This is a genomic window from Haloferula sp. (assembly GCF_049672945.1).
Classification (GTDB): domain Bacteria; phylum Verrucomicrobiota; class Verrucomicrobiia; order Verrucomicrobiales; family Akkermansiaceae; genus Haloferula.
In genome coordinates, this window is the sequence record NZ_JBATWY010000028.1 from 1 (window position 1) to 23801 (window position 23801).

At 59.2% G+C, this 23801-nt stretch carries 16 protein-coding genes and 1 pseudogene; 6 read left to right on the top strand and 11 right to left on the bottom strand.

Going from position 1 to position 23801, the window contains the following annotated elements:
• Nucleotides 1-209 (top strand): annotated as a pseudogene (locus WBG04_RS02395) (transposase); the annotation flags it as partial.
• Between the two features lie 129 nt (nt 210-338).
• Nucleotides 339-740, top strand: a complete 402-nt coding sequence (locus WBG04_RS02400; RefSeq protein ID WP_424312751.1) for a hypothetical protein — start codon at nt 339-341, stop codon at nt 738-740.
• Nucleotides 741-874: 134 nt separating this feature from the next.
• Here the strand turns inward: WBG04_RS02400 and WBG04_RS02405 are convergent, their stop codons facing one another.
• The 4 genes from WBG04_RS02405 to WBG04_RS02420 all read right to left on the bottom strand — a co-directional run bounded on the left by WBG04_RS02405 (nt 875) and on the right by WBG04_RS02420 (nt 7818).
• Nucleotides 875-3640, bottom strand: coding sequence for a cation-transporting P-type ATPase (locus tag WBG04_RS02405; RefSeq protein WP_424312752.1), 2766 nt, complete (start codon nt 3638-3640; stop codon nt 875-877).
• Nucleotides 3641-3659: 19 nt separating this feature from the next.
• Nucleotides 3660-4547, bottom strand: a complete 888-nt coding sequence (locus tag WBG04_RS02410; protein WP_424312753.1) for a universal stress protein — start codon at nt 4545-4547, stop codon at nt 3660-3662.
• A gap of 328 nt (nt 4548-4875) precedes the next feature.
• Nucleotides 4876-6348: a hypothetical protein gene (locus WBG04_RS02415; protein WP_424312754.1), complete on the bottom strand. Its 1473-nt coding sequence runs from the start codon at nt 6346-6348 to the stop codon at nt 4876-4878.
• Nucleotides 6349-6441: 93 nt separating this feature from the next.
• Nucleotides 6442-7818, bottom strand: coding sequence for a Gfo/Idh/MocA family oxidoreductase (locus WBG04_RS02420; RefSeq protein ID WP_424312755.1), 1377 nt, complete (start codon nt 7816-7818; stop codon nt 6442-6444).
• 223 nt (nt 7819-8041) lie between these two features.
• Between WBG04_RS02420 and WBG04_RS02425 the strand changes: the two genes are divergently transcribed.
• Nucleotides 8042-9118 carry a formylglycine-generating enzyme family protein gene (locus tag WBG04_RS02425; protein ID WP_424312756.1) on the top strand — a complete coding sequence of 359 codons (1077 nt, stop codon included), beginning with the start codon at nt 8042-8044 and terminating at the stop codon, nt 9116-9118.
• A gap of 76 nt (nt 9119-9194) precedes the next feature.
• On the opposite strand, the gene WBG04_RS02430 is transcribed toward WBG04_RS02425, so the two are convergent.
• The 5 genes from WBG04_RS02430 to WBG04_RS02450 form a co-directional block, all read right to left on the bottom strand.
• A complete protein-coding gene (locus WBG04_RS02430) occupies nt 9195-10550 on the bottom strand; it encodes a BNR-4 repeat-containing protein (protein WP_424312757.1) in 1356 nt (451 codons plus the stop codon).
• 373 nt (nt 10551-10923) lie between these two features.
• Nucleotides 10924-12444: an OFA family MFS transporter gene (locus WBG04_RS02435; protein WP_424312758.1), complete on the bottom strand. Its 1521-nt coding sequence runs from the start codon at nt 12442-12444 to the stop codon at nt 10924-10926.
• A gap of 51 nt (nt 12445-12495) precedes the next feature.
• Nucleotides 12496-13257, bottom strand: a complete 762-nt coding sequence (pflA, locus tag WBG04_RS02440) for a pyruvate formate-lyase-activating protein (RefSeq protein ID WP_424312759.1) — start codon at nt 13255-13257, stop codon at nt 12496-12498.
• A gap of 25 nt (nt 13258-13282) precedes the next feature.
• Nucleotides 13283-15562 (bottom strand): formate C-acetyltransferase, encoded by a 2280-nt coding sequence (gene pflB, locus WBG04_RS02445; RefSeq protein ID WP_424312760.1) that lies wholly within the window; start codon nt 15560-15562, stop codon nt 13283-13285.
• A 420-nt stretch (nt 15563-15982) separates the two neighbouring features.
• Nucleotides 15983-17893, bottom strand: coding sequence for a DUF4914 family protein (locus WBG04_RS02450; protein ID WP_424312761.1), 1911 nt, complete (start codon nt 17891-17893; stop codon nt 15983-15985).
• 99 nt (nt 17894-17992) lie between these two features.
• Here WBG04_RS02450 and WBG04_RS02455 point away from each other — a divergent pair, with 99 nt between their 5' ends.
• From WBG04_RS02455 to WBG04_RS02465, 3 genes are all read left to right on the top strand, one after another.
• Nucleotides 17993-18670: a helix-turn-helix transcriptional regulator gene (locus WBG04_RS02455; RefSeq protein ID WP_424312763.1), complete on the top strand. Its 678-nt coding sequence runs from the start codon at nt 17993-17995 to the stop codon at nt 18668-18670.
• A 76-nt stretch (nt 18671-18746) separates the two neighbouring features.
• Nucleotides 18747-19970 carry a hypothetical protein gene (locus WBG04_RS02460; RefSeq protein WP_424312764.1) on the top strand — a complete coding sequence of 408 codons (1224 nt, stop codon included), beginning with the start codon at nt 18747-18749 and terminating at the stop codon, nt 19968-19970.
• A 190-nt stretch (nt 19971-20160) separates the two neighbouring features.
• Nucleotides 20161-20754 (top strand): hypothetical protein, encoded by a 594-nt coding sequence (locus WBG04_RS02465; protein WP_424312765.1) that lies wholly within the window; start codon nt 20161-20163, stop codon nt 20752-20754.
• 36 nt (nt 20755-20790) lie between these two features.
• On the opposite strand, the gene WBG04_RS02470 is transcribed toward WBG04_RS02465, so the two are convergent.
• Entirely contained in the window at nt 20791-23130 is a 2340-nt protein-coding gene (locus tag WBG04_RS02470) for an Ig-like domain-containing protein (protein WP_424312766.1), read from the bottom strand.
• Nucleotides 23131-23224: 94 nt separating this feature from the next.
• Complete coding sequence (locus tag WBG04_RS02475; RefSeq protein ID WP_424312767.1) at nt 23225-23662, bottom strand: hypothetical protein; 438 nt, start codon at nt 23660-23662, stop codon at nt 23225-23227.
• Nucleotides 23663-23801: the final 139 nt, after the last annotated feature.

The window sequence follows — 23801 nt, forward strand, 5'->3', positions numbered from 1 at the left end:
CTCACCTTTCGGTGTTGATCGACTACGTCCATCTCAACCCATTTCGTGCCGGCTTAGCTAATTTGAGGAAGGGGCTCGAGTGTTACCCCTGGTCGAGCCTGGGCGACTATCTGTTGCCTCCACGCAAGCGCTCTGGCTGGGTGAGGGCGGATCTTGGGTTTGCGCAGCGGGGGTATGCTGGAGAGAAGGTCGCGGAACGGCGCAGGTAGCTTGCGCATCTTGAGGAAATTGCGCGACAGGAGAAGGGGATTCCCTCTGCTCCGGGGGAGGAAGAGCGGACCTTGCAGTCCAGCTTGAGACGAGGCTGGTATTTCGGCGGTGAATCTTTTCGGGAAAGCATGCTGTATCGACTAGGTGCGGGTCAGGGGCGGGAACGGGGAAAGAAGAGGTATCGACGCGAGTCCGGCTACGTGGGCGAGCAGATGCGGGACCACGGAGAGCGCGAAGCGCGTCGAATCATTCGTTCCGGCCTACGCCTGGCAAAGATCGGGCCGGGAGAACTGAAGTCGTTGCCGAAGGGTGACTGGCGGAAGCGCGTGATCGGGCTGATGGTGAGACGACATACGACGGTGAAGGTTGGCTGGGTCGCCAAGGAGTTGGTGATGGGGATCCCCACGCGGGCCGGACGGCTGACGTCCCATCCACCGACGAAGGGGAAGTGGGAAAGTGATTGGAAGGCGGCAGCGAAACTTTTGCGGGAACTGGAAAAGGATTATAAAAAAGCAGAAAACCTTGACTGACCCCCTTTTCGACCCCCTTTTCAGCGATTCGTCCTGACCAGAAAATCAGCTAAACTGTTACCTCCAGAGGGAAATGAAAGAGGTACGTCAGGGGCCCGGTTCGTGCCTTGCTGCGGAGTTTGGGTTCTGTTCGATCAATCGGGCTGGGCGTCTTTGCCGCGTTGGCCGCCGAAGCGGATCCATTTTTCCAACTCGACCGCAGCGAGTGACAGAAGTGCCACCGAAAGAATACGCATCCACGAGCCGGCTCCGAGTGGGCTGGTGTGGAACAACAGGTTCATGAAGGGCGCGTAGGTGAAGGTGAGTTGAGCTGCCGCCATGCCGAGCGCACCAAAAAGCAAGGGACGGTTCGTCACCAGCCCGAGGGAAAACACCGAGTGACTCAGCGAACGACAACAGAAGAGGTAGGCGATCTCGACGAATACGATCACGTTCACCACCGCGGTGCGGGCTTCCTCGAGGGTGTCGCCGGCGAAGTTCATTTCGTGGGAAAACAGCCAGATGCCACCCACGATGATGATCAGGGCGACCAAGCCGGTGCGCATGAAGAGCGGATAGGTGAGCAACGGCCGGGCCGGATCGCGCGGCGGACGTCCCATGAGATCGTGCTCCTTCGGCTCGAAGACGAGCATCAGCCCGAGCAGCACTGCGGTGGCCATGTTCACCCAAAGCACCTGAACCGGAAGCACCGGCAGGGTCAGGCCGAGGAGGATCGATACCAGGATGATTCCGCCTTCACCAAGGTTGGTGGGAATCGTCCAGACGATGAACTTGCGGAGGTTGTCGAAGACTCCACGGCCCTCCTCGACCGCGGCCTCGATCGTGGCAAAATTGTCGTCGGCCAGGATCATGTCGGCCGCGCCCTTGGCGACGTCGGTCCCCGAAATGCCCATCGCCACCCCGATGTCCGCCTGCTTGAGCGCGGGCGCGTCGTTCACTCCGTCGCCAGTCATCGCCACCACGTGACCGTGCTCTTGCAGCGCGCGGACGAGCCGCAGCTTCTGCTCTGGCGCGACCCGCGCGAAGACCTCGGTCGAATCGGCCAGCGCCGGCAAGTCGGCGTCGTCGACGTCCTCCAACTCCCGCCCGGTCACGACGTGGATGCCGTCGTCCCCCTCGTCGGCAATCCCGATCCGCGTCGCGATGACCCGGGCGGTCACGGCGTGATCTCCAGTAATCATTTTCACCTGCACTCCGGCGTGACGGCAGTTCGCCACCGCCTCGATCGCTTCGGGACGGGGTGGGTCCAGCATCCCCTGGAGACCGAGAAACGTGAGTCCTTCCATCACGTGGCCGTGTTCGAGTTGGTCGTGCCCGGAGAGGGGGCGACGACGCGCGACGGCCAGCACGCGCAAGCCTTCGGCGGCCATTTCATCGACCCGCGAGAGGATCTCGTCGCGGTCCAGTGGCACCGCCGACCCATCCGGCCCGAGCCGGTCCTCGCAACGATCCAGCAGCCGCTCGATTGCGCCGACTTTGTAGATCATCCGTGTCGTATTGTCGTCGTTTTCATCGGCCTCATGCAGCGTCGCACGGAACATGTGCTCGGACTCGAACGGAATCATCGCGATCCGTGGTTGCTGCTCGCGCGTTTCCATCATGCCGAGCCCACCCTTTGCCGCGGCCACCAGCAGCGCGGCTTCGGTCGGGTCACCTTGAATGCGCGCATGCCCGTCGTCGCCGCTCGTCCACTCGGCTTCGTTGCACAGCACGCCGGCGCGCAGGCATTCGAGGAGCGCCGGTTCGGCAGCGAAGTCCACCGTTTGACCGTCGCGGAGGATTTCGCCGTTGGCCCCGTAGCCGACCCCCGTGAGTTCGTAATCCCTTCCGCCGGCATGGATCCGCTGCACGGTCATCTCGTTCTGGGTGAGCGTGCCGGTCTTGTCCGAGCAGATCACCGTCGTACTTCCCAGCGTTTCGACCGCGGGCAGCTTGCGCAGGATTGCGCGCCGCTTGGCCATGCGATTGACGCCGATCGCGAGCACAATCGTTACAGCGGCCGGCAGGCCTTCGGGAATGGCTCCCACCGCCAGGGCGACCGCCGCCTTGAACATCTCCACCGGCGACTGCCCGCGCAGCACACCGACGGCGAAAGTAGCTGCGGCAAGCGCCAAAATCACCCATAGCAGCAGCCGGCTGAAAGCGGCGATCTTGCGCGTCAGCGGCGTGGAGATCTCGGTCGCCTCGGCGATCAGCCAAGCGATGCGCCCGGTTTCGGTCCTGTCTCCGGTTGCCCACACCAGCCCCTCCGCCTGACCAGCGGTGACAAGCGTGCCGGCATAGGCTTGGTTGCGCCGGTCGGCGAGCACCACGTCGCGCTCAAGTGGGTCGACATGCTTGGAGACCGGCAGTGACTCGCCGGTCAGTGGGGCTTCATCGACATGCAGGTTCTGGACTTCAAACAAACGCAGGTCGGCCGGCACGCGGTCGCCGCCTTGCAGCAACACCACGTCGCCGGGAACGAGCTCGGCCGAGGGCACCCGCTGGCGTCGGCCGTCGCGGCGCACGGTGGCTTCGGTGCCGACCATTTCACCCAGCGCAGCGATGGCTTTCTCGGCCTTCGCTTCTTGAAAGTAGCCGATGATCGCATTCACCAGTACCACCGCGGTGATCACCGAGGCATCGACCCATTCGTGGAGGAAAAGTGTGACGGTCGCGGCAGCGAGGAGGATGTAAACGAGCGGCGCGTGAAACTGGAGCAGGAAGCGCTTCCATGGCGGCGTTCCGGCACGGGCAGTGACACGGTTCAGGCCGTATTTTTCCTGGCGATTGGCGACCTCGGTGGTGGCCAGCCCGTGTCCGCAGTCGGACCCCAGCAAGCGCACCACTTCCGGGATTTCCCGATGGTGAAAGTGGCACGGCGCATCGTGATCAGGGTCTCTGAATGGAATCTTGGCCATGGCGGGTTACCCCCCCGGATCAATGACTCGCCTCGTCAGGGCGCACGGCGACTACGGAGACGGCCACGTCGTGAAGCAGCCGCTCGGCGTTGGTCCCGAGGAACATCCCACCGATGCGTGAATGGCCCCGTGTACCGAGAACCGCGAGGTCCGCGCCTGAGTCCTCGAGGTAGGAGTTGATTGCGACCGAGGGAACTTCCGATTCGAGGATCACCAACTGGTGGTCGACCTTCTCCAGGGCCGCCGTGTGGGAAGCAAGGAAGTCCTCGCCCTCGCGACGTGCGCGCTCGCGGCAGCGAGTGGCATAACCTTCCTCCGGTTCCTCGCCGATCTCCACCGCTACACCCCACAAGTCATGGTCCGGTGGATAAAGCACGTGGACGATCTCCAACCGGGCACCATTGGCGGCGGCCAGACGGGCTCCACGCTCCATCGCACGCGCGGACATCGCCGAGAAATCCGTGCATACCACGATTTTTTCGAAGTCACCTTCCTGCCAATCGCGCAGCACCATCACGTCGCAAGCCGCGCAGCGCACACAGGCCGACGCCACCGATCCGAGCCGCTTCTTTGTCAGGTCGTTCGCCGCGATCACCAGCAGGTCCGCGTCGTGTTCCTCGACCGCATGACATAACTCCGTGGCTGTGCGGCCGACGCGGATCTCGGTTGCCACGCCAGCATCGGGAGCGTGCTCGGAGACGAAGGCATCAAGCCGATGCTGCGCCTGTTCGCTGAGCGCGTCGGCTGAAGTTCTTTCTCCTCCAGATGCCCAACGAGCGATCCTTCCTGAGTCCAGAACATGGACCGCATGGACCGGGTTGCCCGAAGGCCGAGCCACGTGAATCGCGTGGCGAAGCACCGCCGGCGACGGTGCGGTGAAGTCGATACCGGTCAGAATGGTTTTCATGGCTGAGTTTGGGCATGGTGGTTATGGGGACTAAAAATTTCATCTGGAAGCCCTCAAAATCAAGGAGATCCACAAAAATGCGGGACTTCTGCGGATTCCCGCGTAGCGCCAAACATCCTTATGTTTTTATCCGCCTTAGGCAGGTCGGTCGACGGGAAGAGACCGCCGTAAGGGTTCATTATTGCATTTGAACGATCGCCTTTCGAAGATCAAATTCTTGGCCCTCGCCGGTGAGCGAATCGGGTCAGCCTGAACAAACTGCAAACGCTTCAACGCCGTGGCAGCTCCGGCGCGAAAAGCGGATGTCTCCCGCTCATCCGAAAGTCACTTACCCACGTTCGAGACCGCTGATGATCGCCTCAATCCTGAGTGGTGATTTTCCAAAGCTCGCCCCTTCCAACTCCACTTCCGATTCCTGAATGAAGCCACCTTGGTCGTCATAGCTGCGGATCGCGCACTCATGCAGTTCGCCGACGGCGTCGCTCCCGTCAGCACAGCTGAGCTTCAGGAAAAAGCGACCTTCGCCGTCCTCGTCGGGACCCAGATCCTTCAGGAGAGGCGTGAGGTCGATCCCGACTTCGATCGGTGTGTTGTCATTCGGGCCCGCCATCGGAACTTGACCTGCATTACCCCGGCCAAACAGGGGCCAGCCATTGAATGCTTGCGGAGCGAACTCGTGATCTGAGGCGGCGGCATCCTTGTCACCCGAGATCCCGATGCTCATCCGCAGGTCTGTCCGGTTATCGCAGGCGAGCTTGAGCCTTAGAGTCCTGCGCGGCAGGTAGCGCGCAACTTCGGCCCGGCCCAAGTAATTTCCCCGTTCCCATGTCGGGTCAATCATCGCGCTGTAGAGCAGATAGATCCGGCCGTCGCCTGACCACTTTTCACCCCATGAGTTGACGACGATGTAGGCCCCGCGTTCCCAGTCGGCGAGGGTGACCTTACCATCATCGTTGAGGTCGATGTCGTTGGTAATCTTGCCGTCGCAATTCAAATCGTATCCGACCTGGTCATCGTATCCCACACAAGTGAGTCCGTGCCCGTAACCGCTCGGGCCCCAGCGGGTCCAGATGTCTTTGCCCGCCTCATGCTCACCTTTCGGAATGGTCACTGTGACTTTTTCCATTTCGCCCATGCGTCCATCCATGGCAAACAGTCCACCGATGGCCGGTAGATTCGGCCTGGCTTGATTGCGGTCATGGAGCCAACCCCGAGCTTCGTTGAGCTGGTCGATGGTTTGGGCCGGGGAGTAGCGATAACCCGAAACGCGGTACTCCATCGCCTCGCGCCAGGTCGGATAACCGTTTGGCCAAACGCCAATCTTCTCCAGGCGGACACCGCCGTAGGACCTGGCCGTTGGCACACCGATGCGCTTTGCCACTTCCCAACCGTGGTAGGCTTCTGAGCCTTTGTTTTCAGCGTTGTTCATCATGTTCCACGAAAAATGGGCCGGGAATCGCGTCGCATCCGTGTCGGCGACGGTGCCATTCAACACATTCATTTCGTAAGTGAAAATTGAAGCCACCGAGGCGAACTGACCACAAGCACCCCACTTCTGTTTGTAAATGGGCGGGAACTGCGGACGGACGGAATTATCAACCCGGGACGGCAAGCGGTCGATGTCGACCGCCGTCCCACCGATGTCAGGATGAGACGCACCACGCCAGGTATCGTAGTCCTTCCCTTCGGAAGGAGGCCGGGAAAAGGATCCCGGATACGCGACTCGAGCTTTGGTGTCGCCAGTTGCCGCATCGCTGACGACTACAGGGGCAAGGAGTCCAGAGATTACGAAGCAAGGCACGATGGCCAAACGTTTCAGGGAGGTGATCATATACATGTTGCCGCAGCCGGGCAGCGCTTCCGCGATTTGGGCAAGGGAATCATCGAGGTTCCCTCATGCAAGGTCTTCCGGGCGCCAACCTTTTCGGGCCTCGACCTTGATCAAATCAGCGGCCTCGGGGTTGTCGTCGATAGTCATCGCCGCTTCATTCCAGGTGAGTCCCTTGCCGGTCCGAATGGTCAGGGAACCGAGCAGAATGGCTTCGGTAAGCGGGGCCGAGTAGCTGAAATCCGAGCAAGCCCTGGTGCCGTTGACGACGGCTTCGGTCCAGTCGCGATGAATCCCCTTGGTTCGTGGCAGGGTCTTGGCCACCTGGGCCTCCTTATTGCTGCGGTAGTCTTCCCATTTCTCTTTGGGGTAGAGGCGCGGGCTGTCGGGGCGCATGCCCGGATGGAAGATGCCGCCCTTTTCTCCGACCATCAGGAACCCGCCATGCTCCGGCATGTCCCAGTCCATGCCTTCAGGGGCTTTGGGAATACTAGGTCCTTCGTACCATTTCACCACGACCGGCGGCTTGCCGTCGCGGGCCGGAAAATTGAAACTGACCACTGAGCCGTTCGGGGTGTGGATCGGATTGGCCTCACCGTGCATTTCGACGCCAATGCTTTCAGGGGCTCCAAGACCGAGAGCCCAGTAGGCGGTATCAATCGTGTGGCAGCCGATATCTCCGAGGCCACCGCAGCCGAAGTCCCACCAGGGGCGCCATGTCGTCGGGTGCAGCTCCTTGCTGAAAGGAATCTTCTTCTCGACCGGGCCAAGCCACAGATCCCAATCCATGCCCTTGGGCAAGGGTTCCGCCGACGGGAACTCGGTTTTCACCACTCCATTGAATCCCCAACCCGCCTTCGGGCGATCGGTCCAGGTGATCACTTCACGGACTTCGCCGATCAATCCGGCCTCATACCATTCCTTGATCAGCCGGGCACCTTCAAAGGCGTGGCCCTGATTTCCCATCTGCGTGATCAGCTTCTTCTCAAGGGCGAGTTCCTGCAAGGTGCGGGCCTCCCACAGGGAATGCACAAGGGGCTTCTCGACAAAGACGTGTTTGCCCATGCTCATCGCCATGTAGGCGATCGCAAAGTGGGTATGGTCGGGCGTTCCGACCCCGACGGCATCGATTTGGTCGCCCATTTCCTCAAGCATCTTGCGGAAGTCCAAGTAGAACTTCGCTTGCGGAAAGCGTTTCTTCTTATCACCCCATGTATTCGGATCACAGTCGCACAGTGCCACGACGTTGTGGCCGTTGGAGCAGGCGACGAGATCTCCGCCGCCCTGATTTCCGAAACCGACCCAGGCGAGATTGAGCTTCTCGTTCGCTCCATTGACCGGCTTGGCAAGAATCAGCGGAGCGACGAAAGGGGTCGCAAGCACTCCAGCGGACTGCTTGAGGAAAGTCCGGCGCGAGGAGCTCGAAGAAAGCGAGGATTTCATGGATTCATGCACTCCAACGGTGCTCGAATCCAGTTCCTTTCATCATACAAATCCGTGAGGCACACATCAGGTCACCGGCGAGTGATGAAAGCGCGACACCAATGGGAACCAATTCGAAAACCGGGCCAATGACGCCCTTCGCATTCCATCAACGAATAGCAGCGGCTCACCGGAATTTCGCGGTGGCGCGACCACCGTGCCGCTTTAGCATCCGAACAGGCCCATGAAGCATTTCGCCATCCTACCGATCCTCTTTTTCGCAGCCTGCGATTCCGAGCCCTCGAAGACTTCCAAAATTGTCGGATCCAAAGAGTCCAGCGGCCCCGGGTCGCGCGATGGAATGATCTTCATCCCGGGCGGAACCGTGCTGAGGGGTCACGATGGCGACTTTGCAACCGAGAGCGGTCCAAAGAGCTTCCCTGAGGAAAAGCCGGCCCATGAGGTCATGGTTGATTCCTTCTGGATCGACCAGTTCGAGGTGACCAACGATCAGTTCGCCGCCTTTGTCGCTGCCACCGGCTACGTGACTTTCGCCGAGCGGATCGTAAAAGCTGAAGACTTTCCCGCTGCCGCTCAAGCGAGTCTTCCCGGCAAGGAGTTTCCCAACGGGGCCATCGTCTTCGTTCCCCAGTCCGGAACCGAAGGCAACCCGAACATGCCCGGCAAGTACCTCAACTGGTGGAGTTGGAAAAGTGAAGCCAACTGGCGGTCGCCAATGGGTGCGGGCTCTGACATCGAGGGCAAGGGAGATCACCCGGTGGTATGCATCACCTACGAGGATGCCAGTAGTTATGCCGAATGGGCCGGCAAGCGTTTGCCGACTGAAGCTGAGTGGGAGTTCGCTGCCCGCGGTGGTCTTGTGGGAAAAATCTACACATGGGGAGACGAGCCCAAACCACCCGGCGCCTCGCTCGCCAATATCTGGCAAGGAGACTTCCCGAACCGCAACAGCGCGGAAGACGGCTACGAATTCACCGCACCCGTTGGCACTTTTCCCGCGAATGGTTATGGACTGCATGACATGGCAGGCAACGTCTGGGAAATCTGCTCTGATTATTACGATCCCGGATACTACACAAAAGGCGAAACCGACAATCCCAAGGGCCCGGAGGTGTGGGTGAATCGTGATACCGGCGAGCGCGGCGGCGGCCTCGTTCATCGCATCATGAAAGGCGGATCCTTTCTCTGTCATGAATCCTACTGTCTCCGCTACCGGCCAGCCGCGAGGCAGTCCCAGGACACCGAGTCGCCCACCAATCACATCGGATTCCGATGTGTCCGAGATCACGAAGAGGGGTAGTGCTCCATTCCGATCACCCAGCTTTCGTGAAACGGCGGAAGCCAGCGTTCGCCGTTAGGGCATGCACTTCTTTCCATTAAAAATCACCCACTGTCTCAACGATCCCAACCGTATCCAGATCGTAATCGATGTAAGTCTTGAAATCACCGCGGTTCCAAAGAACCACCCGTGTGTCACCGTCCCGCAGCACGATGGGGCGGATATTGCGCACCTCCGAACCCCTGGTCAGGGGCTGCCATTCGATCGACTTCACATCGTCAGCCATGCCGACTTTTGCCCGGTAGACTTCGTGCTTTCCGCCGCTGTCCTTGCCGCTGGAGGGATCAACATCGGTGGAAATGTAGACCCACGAGGGATCGACTGGATCGGTGGTAATCAGTCCGGTGTAGCTCGATTCACGGTCGTAGAGACAGTTTCCGCCGTAGGCGACTTCGCGGTCGATCCACTTGGAGCCGTCCCATGATGCAAGCCGATAGCGGTGGTCGGAATTGCTCAGATAGAGCGTATATCCGATGTGTGGATGACCATCTGCATCGACCGACATCGAACTTGTCCACGCCGCGCCTTCGGCGCTGAGATCATGAGCGCGGCCTGGCTTTCCAGTCCCCTTGTAAACCAGCTCCGCCTCGCTCGGTCGCAGTGGGCCAGCGGTGTCGAGGCTTTTGATAAGGCTGCCGTCCGCTTTGAAAAACTTCCCATCACGAAACTCGGTATAGTAAATACTATTTCCATAGTCTCTCGGATGGGCATCAGTGAAACTTACGTACACCGTATCGGTGCCATTACCGGCGTAGCGGGCGTAGGGACGGTGGCGACCTTTGACCTCGCTCTTGATGAAGTGCTCCGGATCGCTCCACGTCAGCCCCTCATCGGTCGACCAGACAAAGGTCGGGTTGAACTCGATACCCCGGAAGAAATTGTAGAGCCTTCCCTCTTTCTCCATCGGGTAAAGGTTCATGTAGGTGACCTTGTCCCTGCCGGGAAGCTTACGCTCGTGGGTGAAGCGGGCGCCCCATTTCGTGACGTCCCCGGGGTCGGAAATGCGCGAGTGGTGAAGCCGGTCGTTTCCATGCAGGGCGCAGGTTGCCAACACGCTGCCATCCGAGCGCACGAAAAAGACCGGCGAGTTGTGATCGTCTCGCCGGAAGTCTTCGACCATTGTCGTATTTCCCAAGGATTTACCGGCTTTAAGATCGTACACCCCGATAAGGGCCGAGCCCTTGCCGTTTCCCTTCACGGACCCGACAATCACCTTGTCGTCATGGAGGATCGCACGCGGGTCCTGATACCAGCACCAGCCGCCGTCCCTCATGAACACCGTGAAACCATGGGGATCTGTCGCCCGATCGTAAGAAGCCAGAGCTTCCGGAGCGGCACGCCCATTGAGAGCAAATACCACGATCGAGAGCGCGAGAGAAAACGAGGTATTCATGGCAAACAGCCATACTTGCCACCCAACCTTGTGTAAATTGCGGATGCGGGATCGGGATCGACTCCATGGCAAATCGGTCCACAACGAACTCATCAAACTCTCATTCCTGTTTATCGCCATCTCATTTCCATCACCCGCGATGAGCCCTGGCGTGCGCGCTCCGTTTCATGCCTTGCCCTCCTCGCTCCCCATCTGGAAGATTCACACCGAGATCCTGCATTCGTTGGAAACCGGCAAGCGACTGGCCCCACTACCTCACTCGTGAATGGCCAAAGCTTCGCCCAACGGTGACGAAGAAGTTCCCGGGACATCTCAGGCGGTTGGGAAAAAACGCCTCCATGAAACCGCAGCAGCTCAACCACCTGACGCTGACTCAGTCTGAATACCCCTTCTCAGGAACCGACCCATGCGGCAGTCTGGCGTAGAAGCGGCGAATGCGCTTGATCTCAAAGCGCACGAGGATGGCGATGATCAGCGCAAGGACGAAGGCTCCGCCGAAGATGTAGAGGCTCTGCTGGTAGCTGTGAGTGCGCTCGTAGACGTAAGCGTTGAGCATCGGTCCGACGATGCCGGCGAGTGACCACGCGGTGAGGATGAAGCCGTGAATGGTGGGCATTTCCTTCAGTCCGAACAGATCGCTGATGTAGGCGGGGATGCTGGCGAAGCCGCCGCCGTAGCAGGTGAGGATCAGGAAGGTGACAGCGACGAAGGCCCACGGCACGGTGGTCAGATTGGCGAGTAACGGGAAAGCGACGATCTGGATGGCGAAGAAAGCGATGTAGGTATTCGCTCGGCCGATGTGGTCTGAGAATGATGCCCAGAGAATGCGCCCGAGTCCATTGAAGAGTGAGATGCCCATCACCAGGAAGCTCGCCATGGCGATATCCAGACGGACCATCTCGTAACCCATTTTCTTGGCGGTAGCGATGACGGCAATGCCGCAGGACACGTTGATGAAGAGCATCAACCACAAGCCGTAGAAGCCAGGGGTACGGATGGCTTGCATGGCGGTCATTTCTCCAGCGGGATCGTTGACCGGAGCACCAGCGGACTTTTTGGTGGCGGCGAGTTTCTCCGCGTAGCCTTCCGGTGGTGGTGTGATGTAGAGCGCGCTTGGCAGCATGATGCAGAAGTAGATCACACCAAGAAAGATGAACGCGGTGGCGATGGATTTCTTGTCGTAAAGAACGGCGGACTTGAATGGCTTCGTCGCGGCGACGAGACGCTCGTACTCGGCGGTTTCAGTTTGATCGAGGCGGAACAACTCGGCAACCCGCGCACTGTTGGTTTTGAACTCTTCAAGCGATGGCGTGCCGACGAGTTGTTCCCCGGCGGCCGCGGTGTCGTCCTGCGCCGCTCGGAAGTATTCGTAAGTCGAGGCGTCGGCACCGAGGACGATTTCCTGCTGGGGAGGAACGAAGAAATCGATCAGCTTCGCGCACACCAATCCGCCGAAACCGAAGCCCATGATGGCGAGACCAGTGGCGAGTCCCCGCCGATCCGGGAACCATTTCACGAGGGTGGAAACCGGGGCGATGTAGCCCAGTCCCAGGCCGATGCCGCTGACCAAGCCGAAGAAGAGGTAGAACAGCATGAGGTTCTCCATCCAGCAGGCGATGCCGGATCCGATCAGGCCGGTGCAGAAAAAGGCAGCGGAGAGAAGTCCGCCTTTGGACGGTCCTTTTTTCTCGATGAAGCGTCCAAGAAATGCGGCCGAAACGCCGAGAAAGAAGATCGCAATGCTGAATGCCAGCGCGGTGTTCGATGATGACCAGCCGAAGGTGTTCTCGAGGGGCATCTTCCACGCGCTGTAGGCGTAAACTGAACCAATGGATACGTGGATTCCGACGGCGGACGCGGCGATCAGCCAGCGGTTTTTCGTGTGCTTGGGCATGACGGTGTAACGAGTGCTCATAGGCTCACGCGCCGTCGGTCAGAAATCCGACTATTCCGCGGTGAGTCCGTGACGCTTGAAAATCTCCCGGGCGGCCTGAACCTGGTCGTCCGTAGGTGAAGGGGTATTCGCCAGCTTGTATGCCTTGCCGGCCGTTTCGAATTTATGCTCACCCATTTTGTGGAAGGGGAGAATCTGAATGCGCTCGACGTTGCTCAGAGTGGCGGCGAACTCGGCGACCTTCTCGACGTTCGCTTCGGCATCGGTGAGACCGGGCACCAGAACGAAGCGCAGCCAGACGGGGACTCCCTTCTCATCGAGCCGGCGGGCGAAGGTGAGCGTGGGCTCCAGATCGACGCCGGTGGTGCGCTTGTAGACGGCGGGGTCACCACTCTTGATATCGAGCAGGACGAGATCCGTGTGCTCTAGTAGTTCGTCATCGGCAGCAGCGCCGAGGAATCCGGAAGTATCGAGCGTGGTGTGAAGCTCGTGCTCCTTGGCGAGCTTGAAGAGTTCGCGAACGAAGTCCGGTTGGAGCAAGGGCTCCCCACCGCTGATGGTCAGCCCGCCACTCTTGATGAAGGCCTTGTAGCGGATAATGTCGGCGATGGCAGCGCCTGGAGTCGTCGGCGTACCGATCGGTGGTCCTTGCGCGTCCGAATTGTGACAATACTGGCAGCGCAACGGACAACCTGCGAGAAACAGCACGTAGCGAAGCCCCGGGCCGTCGACGGTGCCCATCGTCTCGATGGAATGAACCTGCCCGACCACCTCACAAGGTGGTGTGGTGGTGGGCTGTGTGAGGGACGGCATTAGAGACTTCGCTTGATGTGAGGTCTTACTCGCCGTGGAAGGTGCGGCTGATGACATCCATCTGCTGCTCACGGGTGAGCTTGATGAAGTTCACTGCGTAGCCTGAGACCCGGACAGTCAGCTGTGGATATTCCTCGGGATGCTCCATCGCATCGAGCAAGGTTTCCTTGTCGAAGACGTTGACGTTGATGTGGTGGCCGTCCTCGGTGAAGTAACCTTCGAGCAGGCTGGCAAGGTTGTTGATCCGCTCAAGCTCGGTTTGCCCGAGGGCTTTTGGCACGATGGAGAAGGTGTAGGAAATCCCGTCCTGACTGTGCTCGTAGGGGAGTTTCGCGACGGATGACATCGAAGCGACAGGGCCTTTGGTGTCGCGCTTGTGCATGGGGTTTGCGCCCGGGCCAAAGGGCTCGCCCGCTCTTCTGCCATCCGGGGTGTTGCCGGTCTTCTTGCCGTAAACCACGTTTGAGGTGATGGTCAGAATGGACTGCGTCGGTGTGGATCCGCGGTAGGTTGGCTGCTTGCGAATCTTGCTCATGAAGAGTTCGACCAGGTCGTTGGCGATTTGATCCACACGGTCGTCGTCGTTGCCGAAGGCGGGGTAATCACCGTCGATCTTGTAGTCGATGGCGAGTCCATCTTCGTTGCGGATGATGGTGACCTTGGCGTGTTTGATCGCAGAGAGCGAGTCGGCGGCAACGGAAAGTCCGGCGATGCCGCAAGCCATGGTGCGGAGTATTTCACGGTCATGCAGTGCCATCATCACATGCTCGGGACAATACTTGTCGTGCATGTAGTGGATGATGTTGAGTGCCTTGACGTAGGTCGCGGCGAGCCAGTCGAGGGTGACATCGAAGCGCTCCATGAGCTCATCGTATTCGAGTGTGTCACCGGTGATCGATGGCATCTTCGGCGTGATTTGCTCGCCGGTGTTTTCGTCGCGTCCGCCGTTGATCGCGTAAAGCATGGCTTTCGCGAGGTTGGCTCGGGCACCGAAGAATTGCATCTGCTTGCCGAGGCGCATGGCGGAAACGCAGCAGGCGATTCCGTAGTCGTCGCCCCAGTAGGAGCGCATCAGGTCATCGTTCTCGTATTGAATGGACGAGGTCTCGATGGAAACCTTGGCGCAGAACTGCTTGAAGGCATCGGGCATTTCGCGTGCCCACAAAACGGTGAGGTTCGGCTCGGGTGCTGGGCCCAGGTTGTAGAGCGTCTGCAACATGCGGAACGAGGACTTGGTGACGAGTGTCTTGCCGCATTCGGTCATGCCGCCGACAGATTCCGTGACCCAAGTCGGATCGCCGGAGAACAGCGCGTCGTAGTCGGGTGTGCGGATGAAACGGATGATCCGCATCTTCATCACCAGGTGGTCGATGATCTCCTGGATCTGCTCTTCGTTGATGGTTCCTTCAGCGAGGTCGCGCTCGAAGTAGATGTCGAAGAAGGTCGACGTTCTGCCGAAGGACATGGCCGCGCCGTTTTGTTGCTTGGCAGCGCCGAGGTAGCCGAAGTAGGTCCACTGGACGGCTTCGCGACCGTTGGCAGCGGGTCGGCTGATATCGAGCCCATAAGCAGCAGCCATCTGCTTGAGTTCGGTCAGGGCGCGGACTTGGTCGCTGAGCTCTTCGCGCTCACGCACCCAGGCATCGGAAAATTCGCCATCGTTCGAAGCGGCGTGCTGCTGCTTTTTATCCGCGATCAAGCGATCGACTCCGTAGAGAGCGACGCGGCGGTAGTCGCCGATGATTCGTCCGCGGCCGTAGCCATCGGGCAGACCGGTGATGATGCCGATCGAGCGTGCTTTCCGAATTTCCGGAGTGTAAGCATCAAACACACCATCGTTGTGGGTTTTGCGGTGTTTGATGAAGAAGTCCTCGACCTGTGGGTCCATCTTTCTGCCATGAGCCACCAAGGCCTGGTCGGCGATGCGGCGGCCGCCATAAGGAAGCATCGCACGCTTGAGTGGGGCATCCGTTTGTAGACCGACGATCTGTTCGAGATCGCGATCGATGTATCCCGCACCGTGGGAACTGATGGTGCCGACGACTTTCTCATCGGCGTCGAGCACACCGCCACTCTCGATTTCCTTCTTGAGGAGAACCGCGAGTTTGTCGGAGAGCTTGCGAGTGCGGTCGGTCGGTCCGGTGAGGAACGCCTCGTCGTCTGTGTATGGAGTGACATTGCTGACGATGAAGTCGCGAACGTTGATCTCTTCAGTCCACACTCCCTGGGTGAATGATCTCCACGGATCCGAAAGGTTTTCAGGAGCCGAATTTTTAGGGTTTGCGGTGACTAGAGAAGTTTTCATAAACGGAGTAGAGGTAGGAGTTGGAGTTGCTGCCGATTGTCGTTCTCATTACCTTGGGCCGTCTGAGCCAAAAAATATATTGGCTACAGTTCGGCCTGGCGTCCGATGAACGGGCGTCGATCAATGTAACAATGAGACCATGTCTGATTTTTGCGCTTGGGTAAAGATTTGGCGGAGATTTGAGCACTTTTTGAGATTTGCTGCGTAATCGATCGAGCTTCCTTTCATTTAGGGAAACTGATCGGCTGCGTGGCGAAAGGGCTGAATCATGGGGTTGGAGGTGAATTTTGTGCTGGGAAAATACGATCAGGAAAGAAGGTCGGTTGTGGTGACAAGACCAATGGCTCCTTTCAGGGTAATTTGGGTTTCCGGATATTCTTTAAGGTGATGTTGGCAATCAGAGGATCTCTCTGACTTGGGTCACTGGTCCATGATGGTCGGGTGGTCGAGCAGCTTCTGATAATCCTCGACGCTGCCATTTCTAAAACAGCATTCGATGATTTCGCGGCCCAGCGGATCGAGGTCATCGACGAGGAATTGCGCCAACTCGCGGCGGAAGAAATCGGCAAGAATCGCGGCCCCTTGATCATAGGCTTCCTCGCCCACTTCCGGTTGGCTGTGGACTTCGAAGAAGGCGGTGCCGATCGGCCGTCCCTCGACCACCAGCGAACGCGGATTCCAACCTAGGAGCGAACAGCGCGAGGCCTCCACCTGGCTGGAATCGAATTTGGCACCGCCACGGCGCGCGAGATACTCGCGGGTGATCCATTGCGGCATGAAGCTCACGGCCCAGCAGCCGACGTGCTGGTTCGGCATCAGGATATAGCGCACTTCCGGCGTATCCTGAATCTGGCGCAGGAGCAGGTTCGCCTGATCGACCCGACGCCCGGTGGCAAAGGGCCAGTAGGAACCGACACCCTCCGAGGACATGCCTTCGCTATCCACGATGCTCGGATTCGCGTGACCACGTGGTGCGACCAGTCGCCACAACCACGCCAGGGCGGGTGGCAGCAGGTGGAACATGCCAATGATTCCATAAGTTGGCTTTTCGCGGGTACACGGCGGGCAGCGCACTCCGAAGCTGCGGATATCCACTTCCACGGAACCGTCGACAATTCCCGGAATCACACTTCGTGGGATCACCACTCGGGGATTCGGACAAGGAACGCCTCGCTCATCTTCCGTATGCTCCCAGATGATTGCAGTGCTGCCCGGCTTGGCATCGATGTTCAGAAAGAGCAGACCTGCCGGTGGCTGCAATGTGAGGGCCTCAAGGTGCGGATCGGTGCCGTAGCGTGTCAGGTGGTTGACCCGCACAAACCAAGCGTCCTCGGCATCCATCAAGCTCAACTTCCCTTTGCCCTTGTCGAGCGACGGATGACAGAGCGCCATGTCATCGGTGACCGCGCGCAGGTCGCAGGCTTGCGGCAGACTCAGCGCGCGGCGTTCGCCGGTCACCGTATTTTCGCCAAGCAGCAGTGAGCCATCCCGCTGACGGTGCACCTGCTCCAGCAGCTCGCTTTTCCCGCCTCCGCTGGCCCCTTCATGGGAAATCACCAACTGATTCTCATAAGGCGTGATCACCCGCACGGTCGAGCAGTGCATGGTGATCCAGTTCTCCGCCTCGCCCTGATTGATCAGGACGCCGTAGATCCCTTTCTTGGCGCTTGGTCCGGGGTAGAGATTGTAGCTGAAAAGCTCATGCATGCCCGCACAGCGGTTGTGTACCACCACTTGCTTGCCTTCGAAATGGGTGTGCCGAAAAGGTGGCGCGACGTAGATGATCGCTTTCGGCGAGAAGCCCTCGGGCACCTCATCGGGAGTCATCATTCCCTGAAGCAGCGCAAGTCCGAGCGCGAAGAAGCCGGCATTGTCCGGCGCCACCACGACCGCGTCCACGCCCTTGCCGGCGATGCCCGCAGAGAAGGGGAAAATCGCCAGCGGCTGGCCAGCCAACCATTCCAGTGTCTCTTCGCGCAGAGGATCGAAAGAAGCTCCGAAACGGGATTGGTAGGTCGGCTTGTCGGTGGGTCGGTCGTCGCCGATCACCATGCAATCAGGATCGCGGCGGCGCATGTAGGCCTCGATGTAATTGGCAGCGATGCCATTTTTCACCCGACAGACATTCACCTCCGCCACCATTCCACGGCCCGGCACGTCGTAGGAGACCTGATGCCAGCCTGCCTCGTCGGCATCACGCACGGCAAGATCCTCGAGATCCTTCAGCGACGTCGGCACAACCACCGAGGGCGCTCTTGCGACCAGTTTCGAGACCTCGTCAGGAAGGGTGAATGGGAGAAGGTCGGTGACCTTGGGTGGCATTTCAGACATGGTCGGGATGTCATCACAAAATCGCAGTTGACGGCTACGCATCTGCAGCAAGACACTGCGCATATCATGACCTCAAATAGATCATAATCGCCACAACCCATGCCATCGATCGCCCAAAGTGCCTTGCTTCAACGCCTCCATGAGAGTGGTGCACTGGCGCGTCTACAGAGCGACTTTTTCGTTCTCACGGGAATCAGACTCGATCATTTCACCTCGGATCAGCCCAGCAGTGCATCGAAGGTCTTTGTGCCATTGAAGGCGGGCGCTTGCGATCTTGGCTGGCTTGCCTGCGCCCTCTCGAAGGACTCCGAAAAGAATGGAGCCATGGCGCGCTTGCTTGCGGGTCTCGCTGAAGCCCTGACCCGGGAACTCATCGACCCGTCGGGGGCAAACCGGTGGGTTGCCCTGCCGGCTGCGGTCGAGCGGGCCAGCAAGATCCTGCGCTCCCGCTTTCAGGAGCCGCTGCGGCTGAGCAGTGTCGCCGAGGAAATCGGCGTCAGCGGAGAACGTTTGTCGCGCCTCTTCCACGCCTCGCTTGGCATCACCTTTTCCGATTATTTGAACCGAGTCCGTCTGGCTCGCTGCCGCCAACTCCTGCGGAACCCTGCGGCCCAGATCACGGAGGTGGCCTTCGAGAGTGGCTTCCAGTCTCTTTCCCAGTTCAACCGCCGTTTCAAAGCCAGCGAAGGGATCAGCCCATCGACCTATCAGCGGCGGGTCGCCGATGCCGATCATGACGATGCTGCCAGGGCTGCCCTGCTCCCCGAGGATCTGTAAATTCCCGAATCACTGGAACTTTGCCACCGTATTCTAGTCGTCGCGCCGCCATGGATACGGCTCACCTGCAATAGAAATGACGACCTCCCCGCCTCCATTACCCGCCGCCAATCAAACCAAGATGGGCTGGAATATTGCCGTCGCCGCCGTCCTCACCCTGCTCTCTTTTTGGATGACCATCGCGGACTTCTCCTACCGCGGCGACCTCCTCTTCCAGACGTCCGCCAGTTTCCTCATCTCCCTCATCGTCTTCGCTCTGCTCTTCTTTACCTCCCTGATCGTCGCCATTTTCCCCAAACGGATGATCATCGGGGCCAACCTCCTGTTGCTCTGCCGCCTCTCCTATGGTTTCCCGCTTAGTATGGCAATGGACAGCAGCACCGCCGCACGGATGACCAGCGTCCTCCTGCTGATCCTTTCCCTCAGCTACCTGGTGCTCTCCGTGAAAAAGATGCTTCGAACCAGCTCCCGCCCATGGATGCAACGCAAGCACACCCTCACCGTCTTCGCGATTTGGATCCTCACCGCCATCATCAGCATTCCCATGCTGGTCGTCGGTGCCGGCTACGGAGTCCGCACCCTGCTCGGCGACTATACCGAGCTGTCCCACCGAGGCATCACTCTTGTTGAGCGGGTGTTTGAGAAGAACGGCCAACGCGTTTTCCTCGTCGGCATGATGCACGTCGGCGACGGGAACTACTACCGCGACCTCAAACAACGCATGAACGCCGATCAACCCGCCGGTGAGAAACGGCTCGTCCTGATGGAAGGCGTCTCCGACCGGAACAAACTTCTTCCCAAGGACTTCGCCAACGGCACGACCTACGCCAGACTCGCTGCCACTTTCGGTCTGGAGGCCCAGAAGTCACTCGAGCCATCCCCGCCCTCCGCGACCCCTGATTCAAGCGTCGTCGAGCCTCGCCCTCCCTCAATCGCCACCGAGCGAAACGGCATCGTATGGCAGAACGCCGACATCGACGTCTCCGAACTCGAGGCCCACCATCAGACCCTGTTGCTTGCCATGCTTGGCGTCATCAGCGGCGGAAACATTCAGGAAATGCTCATCGCCGATGTGGGCAATGCCACTGGCGAGGACCTCGAAGACCTCTTTGTGAACGGACTCATCGGCGCCCGTAATCAAATACTCATCGATCACTTCGATGCCATGGCGTCCGACTTCACCGAAGTCTACGTTCCCTGGGGAGCTGCCCACCTCCCCGACGTCGAAAAGCGACTCATCGAACGAGGCTACGAACAAGTCTCTGAAACCAAGCGACCGATCGTCGCCTTCTGGAAGTAGGGGGGTCTATTCCCTGCGGAACAATTGCCTCTCCCTGCAACATTTCCCGGCCTTGGATAAATCAGAGGACAACCTTGGGTTCCCCGCTATTGTCCCGGCCATGCAATGTCATATCCGGCTTCTTGCCCTGCCCATTCTTTTTCTCAGCTCTGGTTGCAAACAAGAACCCGCTGAGACCCCAAACGAAGCGATGCAGAAAATCGCCCAGGCTGCAGGGCTTGATGCATTCGGTTCAGTGGAATCCCTGAGCTACACCTTCAATGCGGACCTCGGTGAAAAAAAGTTCATCCGCTCATGGACATGGCTGCCCGGATCCAACGATGTCACCTTGCACGGTGAGTCCACTGCACAGGACATCAGCTACCAACGCGGACAAATCGCTTCGAGCGAGGATGCCGACCTCACGAAGATTGACCAACAATTTGTCAACGACCTCTACTGGCTGATTTTCCCTTTTCAGGTCGTTTGGGATCCGAGTGTTTCAGTCGAAGCATTACCGAAAGCTGCCGCAGCCGTCGTCCCGGATGCGCCTGCAGGCCTGCGTGTCCGCTATCCCGCCGGGATGGGCTACACTCCAGGCGATGTTTACGATCTTTTCTATGATAAGGACCACAAAGTCACTCATTGGGTCTTTCGCAAAGGTGGCAGCGCGGAACCAAGCCGGGTCAGTGAATGGAAGGACTACAAGGACTTCAACGGCTTGAGTATTTCACTCAATCGTCCATCACCCGATGACTCCGTCCGCATCTGGTTTGAGGATGTAACGGTCAAAGGGGCCGAGTAAGCAGGGAATCTCTAAATAAATGGAGCTGCCTGTTGGCTAACGTGATTCGACCCGGCAGCGCAAGAAGCTCTGGGTTGACGAGTTCGCGTGGACAGCCAGACGAACCACGCTGTTTCCACGGGCATCGGTGGTGGTGGTAAGGTTCGGTGCATCGGGGTCCCAGTTCTCGAGATCGTTGGACGCCTCAAAGACCAAACCAAGATCGGAGGGAATGAGCCGCGGATTGTAGACGGCCTGGATCGAAAGGTTGCCGTTCCCATCATCATAGAGTTGATAGTCGGGCGCAGTGCCACGACTGAGGCGAGAGGTCGACAGACCGAAGGCTCGCTCGACCAAATCCGCAATGCCATCGTGGTCGTTGTCGACCGTGCTGGCTCCCGCACCCACGCTGATGCTCACGGTCGCAAGGTTGGAATCCGTCCGGTTGTCCCGGGCGCAATAACTGAAGGCATCGGTCCCGGAAAAGCCGGGATTCGGGGTGTAGGCGACCTGTGAACCCAAGATCGAAAGCGTGCCGCTCTTCGGCGGTTCGACGATACGGTAATTAAGCACCGCGGTGTCGGCATCCGTTCCAAGAAGCGTCGCCATGGCCGTGGTTTCTGCCGCCGTTGTGATCGTGAAGTTCTGCACCACCGGCTTCTTCTGTCTGAACTTGTCGCTTTCATTCGGCCCGTTGTGGCAGTCGTAGCAACTGACCCGCTGACCCTGCCAATAGGTGATCGGCCCCCCTTTTTCCGACTGGAGCGCTCGCGGCCCGAAAGCCTGCGAGAGGACACCTCCGGTGCTGTCGTTGCCGTGGCAAGCCTGACAGGCGGTGGTGTCGCGCCGGTCATTCACCTCAGGGAGAAAGTCATGATGTTTTTCAACCCACCATTGACCGACGCCGTGCATGCCGTGCGGACCACCGGTGACGGTCCGGGTATGGTTGCTGTCGTTCTGGTGGCAGGACGAGCATTCGGAAATGGTGCCGACGTGACCTTGGATCGCGAGTGACTGCAGGTTGTCGTTGCGTTCGGATGTTGGATAGATGGCGTGGGGCGAACCATGACAAGCCGAGCAAGCGAGGCCTCCGTGACCGTGAGAAAAGCGGAAGAGGGAAACCCCCGGTGCCGGGGAGTCAGGTGTGGTGGCAAAACGATCATCCGCGGGCTCGCGCAGATGACCCGGAGCATCAAAGGCATCCGTGAATCGCACCTGCCCGGCGTTGTTCGTGTAGGTGCCGGTGTGGCAGCTCTGACAGTTCGGTTCTTCGAACCAACCCACTCGTCCCGCTTCACCCACCGCCGCCATGCCGCCGTGGCAACTCTGACAGGACATCAATGGCTGACCGAACTCGTCGGAGGTCCGACCCATCGCCCCCCGCAGGCATTTGGTCTCCTTGCCCGGGTGGCACTGGTAGCAGCTGGCACGATTGGTCGCCGCACCGAGCGGCAGGCTGGTGACCGGGTCGGTGGCACCCGCGTGACCCGCATGCATCGCCTGGGTCAGCGGCGAAATTCCTGCACCACCATTCGTGCCGAGCGCATTGCTGCCATGACAGGACGCGCACAGCACCGCCTTTTGATCCGCCCTCACCGACGCCTCAAGACCGTCGGCATGGTAACCGAACTCCGCGAGCGCCGCTGTGTAGACGGCGTTGCCGACTTGTTTGCTGTCGTGCAGTCGCAGGATGTTCATCCGGAAGTCGCGGACCGGATCGCTCTCCGGCGTGGCGGACTCGCTGACCCAGCCGTTGCGTGGCCTGGCGCCGATGTTGGTGCCCGATGCGTGGCAGGTCTTGCAGTTCATTTCGGACGAAACCGGAGCCGTTACGAGCGTCTCGGCAAGGAGTTTTCCAGATGAGTCCCGCGCGGTCACACGAACGAGCGGGTAAGCCTGATCGTCCCCCCACTTGTCCTTGGGAATGATCGGAATGCCTTCGGCGGTCCACCAGCGGTGATCACTGTTCCAGTGCATCGCTTGTGGCGTGTTGTTCGGTCCCGGCATCCTATTTCCGAAAAGCCCGGTGTCGTCGGCAAACTGCGTCCCAAAGAGCTCCTCGGCATGCTCCCAGAAATTGCTTTGAGAGGACGAGGAATGCGTTTCCGAACCATCCGGATCGATCGCGGATTGGTAGAACAACTGAACGCCTCCGTCCGGAGTCACACGGTCGCCATTCTTGTCGACGAGTTGGGCATTAAGCGTGTTGAAAGGCGGAAGGATGGCGAAGATCGAGAAGTCCTCATCCATGCAGTGCATGCCAAGGTCATTCCACGTGGTGAGCGTCCATCCATCGCTCGGTTCCGGAGCAGGCGAGGCCTTTTCAAAGCCCCAGAGGCCGACAACGAGAAAAACATAGGCGGCAAAAAGACCGCCGAAGAGATTGGAAATTTTCATGAGAATTCGAGTGAGGGATTGAGTTGGAAAACGGTGCAGTGCGCCGTAGGACACACACGCAGAATAGGGGTGTCGGGGAATCAGGGATATCGACTCAACGCCGCATCACGACGCACAGAAGCAATGCGTTGGGAGAACTCGTCCCCAGCGACGGAGGGGGATGCGGGGCCAGGACGCTGACGCAGGACTCAATGAAGCAAGAGTCCCAATGCTCGTCGGCAAAAAAGATTGATACCGGCATGGCCGTCGGCAACGGCAAGGAGGAATCTTCAACAGCCGTCATCGCTGCCTCCCTTACAAAGTGAAACTGATGATCCGGGTGGTCATCATCCTCAGCTGATGAAAGAAACAATCGTTCGGCGAGCGTGTGTCGATGAGGAATGCCACGCGGGTGATGGGCGAGGACGACCGTGATTTCGTGGGAATCGAAACCACACAGAACGCGGTGGTCGCTCCCGGCACTCGCGGCGACGATCAGACCTGCGGCAAACACCGGACACTGACCGACGATAAACACGAGCACTACCGCCATGCGAACCCATGACTTCTGCCAGAAGCTCCTAAGTCCTCCAGGTGCAGCTCTGCTCCCCGTGCGAGACGGACAGATAGAACGAGGGCTGGAAGGTCTCGAATTCACAGGAAGAAGGCTTAGTTCCCAAGCAAACCGTTCA

Coding starts and splice junctions, on each gene's coding strand:
- WBG04_RS02400 (WP_424312751.1), top strand. CDS start 339: ATGCTGTATCGACTAGGTGCGGGTCAGGGGCGGGAACGGGGAAAGAAG.
- WBG04_RS02405 (WP_424312752.1), bottom strand. CDS start 3,640: ATGGCCAAGATTCCATTCAGAGACCCTGATCACGATGCGCCGTGCCAC.
- pflB (WP_424312760.1), bottom strand. CDS start 15,562: ATGAAAACTTCTCTAGTCACCGCAAACCCTAAAAATTCGGCTCCTGAA.
- WBG04_RS02410 (WP_424312753.1), bottom strand. CDS start 4,547: ATGAAAACCATTCTGACCGGTATCGACTTCACCGCACCGTCGCCGGCG.
- WBG04_RS02435 (WP_424312758.1), bottom strand. CDS start 12,444: ATGCCCAAGCACACGAAAAACCGCTGGCTGATCGCCGCGTCCGCCGTC.
- WBG04_RS02430 (WP_424312757.1), bottom strand. CDS start 10,550: ATGAATACCTCGTTTTCTCTCGCGCTCTCGATCGTGGTATTTGCTCTC.
- WBG04_RS02420 (WP_424312755.1), bottom strand. CDS start 7,818: ATGAAATCCTCGCTTTCTTCGAGCTCCTCGCGCCGGACTTTCCTCAAG.
- WBG04_RS02460 (WP_424312764.1), top strand. CDS start 18,747: ATGACGACCTCCCCGCCTCCATTACCCGCCGCCAATCAAACCAAGATG.
- WBG04_RS02470 (WP_424312766.1), bottom strand. CDS start 23,130: ATGAAAATTTCCAATCTCTTCGGCGGTCTTTTTGCCGCCTATGTTTTT.
- WBG04_RS02475 (WP_424312767.1), bottom strand. CDS start 23,662: ATGGCGGTAGTGCTCGTGTTTATCGTCGGTCAGTGTCCGGTGTTTGCC.
- WBG04_RS02465 (WP_424312765.1), top strand. CDS start 20,161: ATGCAGAAAATCGCCCAGGCTGCAGGGCTTGATGCATTCGGTTCAGTG.
- WBG04_RS02450 (WP_424312761.1), bottom strand. CDS start 17,893: ATGTCTGAAATGCCACCCAAGGTCACCGACCTTCTCCCATTCACCCTT.
- pflA (WP_424312759.1), bottom strand. CDS start 13,257: ATGCCGTCCCTCACACAGCCCACCACCACACCACCTTGTGAGGTGGTC.
- WBG04_RS02425 (WP_424312756.1), top strand. CDS start 8,042: ATGAAGCATTTCGCCATCCTACCGATCCTCTTTTTCGCAGCCTGCGAT.
- WBG04_RS02455 (WP_424312763.1), top strand. CDS start 17,993: ATGCCATCGATCGCCCAAAGTGCCTTGCTTCAACGCCTCCATGAGAGT.